Origin of the sequence: Nocardiopsis sp. TNDT3 (assembly GCF_003427465.1) — a bacterium.
Classification (GTDB): Bacteria; Actinomycetota; Actinomycetes; order Streptosporangiales; family Streptosporangiaceae; genus Nocardiopsis; species Nocardiopsis dassonvillei.
The window spans coordinates 1-2,159 of the sequence record NZ_QPFC01000667.1; the positions used below are offsets into that span (position 1 = coordinate 1).

The 2,159-nt window shown below is 74.1% G+C and carries 2 protein-coding genes; both read left to right on the forward strand.

What is annotated here, in order from left to right; all coding sequences use genetic code 11:
* Nucleotides 1–160: 160 nt before the first annotated feature.
* On the forward strand, nt 161–619 hold the full coding sequence (locus DQW06_RS16795) for a polysaccharide biosynthesis protein (protein ID WP_013154976.1): 459 nt from the start codon (nt 161–163) through the stop codon (nt 617–619).
* On the forward strand, nt 616–2,159 hold a 1,544-nt coding region (locus tag DQW06_RS16800; RefSeq protein WP_117198892.1), incomplete at its 3' end, for a glycosyltransferase. The genes DQW06_RS16795 and DQW06_RS16800, both read left to right, overlap by 4 nt.

The window sequence follows — 2,159 nt, forward strand, 5'->3', positions numbered from 1 at the left end:
GTGCGGGCACGCCGAGGCGGGCGGGCCCGGGGGACCCCCCGTTATCCATGAAAGCCCCTGCGCGCGCCCGGCGGAAGACGACCTCCCCCGCCTGTGGACAACCGGTGCGCCTCGCCGCGACCCTCCCAGCGACTACACAGAGTTATGAAATGATGACCCCATGTCTCCACGACCGGTTCTCCTGGTGGCCTCCAGCGGAGGGCACCTGGCCCAGCTGTGCTCACTGCGTCCGTGGTGGCGGCACCGCGAGCGCGTGTGGGTGACCTTCCGGACCCCCGACGCCGAGTCCGCCCTGACCGGCGAGCGCGTCCGTTGGGCCTTCCACCCCACCACCCGCCACGTGGGCAACCTGCTGCGCAACGCCTGGCTGGCCGTGCGCGTCCTGCGCGAACGGCGCCCGTGCGCCGTAGTCACCACCGGCGCCGGGGTGGCGCTGCCCTTCTTCGCCCTGGCGTGGCTGCTGCGGATACCGACCGTCTACATCGAGGTCTACGACCGCCTCGACACACCGACGCTCACCGCACGGCTGTGCCGTCCGTTCACCCGGCTGTTCCTCGCCCAGTGGGAGGAACAGCGCGCCTTCATGCCGACCGCCATCACGGTAGGACCGCTGCTTTGACCGAACAGACCACGCGTCCCGTCCCGCGCCCCGACGACAGCGGCCACCCCGACGTGGTCGTCAGCCTCGGCACCGACCACCACTCCTTCGACCGGCTGGTCCGCTGGATCGACGACTACGCCCGGCGCCACCGGACCCTGCGCTTCCTGGTCCAGCACGGGCACAGCGCCGCCCCCGAGGTGGCCGCGGGCACCCCGTTCCTGCCCGGCGAGGAGCTCGGCGAGCACATGCGCCGGGCCCGGGTGGTCGTCGCCCACGGTGGACCGGGCACCATCGTCCAGGCCCGCCGCGCCGGACGCCTGCCCATCGTCGTCGCCCGCGACCCCGAACTGGACGAGCACGTCGACGAGCACCAGCTCCTGTTCGTACGGCGTCTGGAGGAGGCGGGCCGGGTGCGTTCCTGCGCCACCCCCCAGCAGCTCTGCGCGCTCCTGGACAGGGCGCTCGCCTCGCCCGCGGACTTCCGGGTGGACCCCGGCGACGGCGAGGGCACCGAGCGGGCCGCGCTGCGCGCAGGGGAGCTCATCGACCTGCTCACGCGGGGCCGGGGCGCGACGGCCGAACCCGTCGCCACGGCCGCCGCCCCCTCAGTCCCCCGGGCCGCCGACCACATCTTCGGCCGCACCGCCGCGCGGACCGCCGCCTCCGGAGCCGACGACACCGGTCCCCTGCCCGGCGTGACCGTGGTGGTGCCCACCCGGGACCGGCCGGAACTGCTGCGCCGCACCCTGCGGGCGATCAACGAGCAGGACTACTCCGGCCGCATCACCACGATCGTCGTCTTCGACAACGACCAGCCCGACCCCTCACTGGCCCGCTCCGACGGCGACCGCCCCGTGCGGGTGGTCACCAACACCCTCACCCCCGGCCTGGCCGGGGCCCGCAACACCGGTGTGCTCGCCGCCGACACCGACCTGGTGGCCTTCTGCGACGACGACGACACGTGGCTGCCCGGGAAGCTCCGGGCACAGGTCGGCGTCATGCTCGACGAGCCCGGCACGGAGATGGTGTGCTGCGGCATCCGGGTGGTCTACGACAGGGTCGAGGCGGTCCGCAGCCTGGACCGCACCAGCGTGACCTTCGGCGACCTGCTGGGGTCGCGCCTGACCGAGCTGCACCCGTCCACGTTCCTCATCCGGCGCCGCGCCATGATCGACGGCTGCGGAACCGTCAGCGAGGAGATCCCCGGCAGCTACGCCGAGGACTACGAACTGCTGCTGCGCCTGGCCCGGCGCGGCCCCATCCGCAACATCCCCGAACCGGGCGTGCGGGTGCTGTGGCACCGCAGGTCGCACTTCTCCGGGCGCTGGCGGACCATCTCCACCGCCCTGCGCTGGCTGCTGGACCGCTACCCCGAGTTCGCTCTGGTGCCGCGCGGCCACGCGCGCGTGGCCGGGCAGATCGCCTTCGCCGAGGCCGCCTCCGGCCGCCGACGCGCGGCGCTGCGCTGGATCGGCACCACCGTCCGCAGCCGCCCGGCCGAGGCCCGCGCCTACCTGGCGCTGGCGGTGGTGCCGATCCAGCGCAGCGCCGCGCGTCG

Coding starts and splice junctions, on each gene's coding strand:
- DQW06_RS16795 (WP_013154976.1), top strand. CDS start 161: ATGTCTCCACGACCGGTTCTCCTGGTGGCCTCCAGCGGAGGGCACCTG.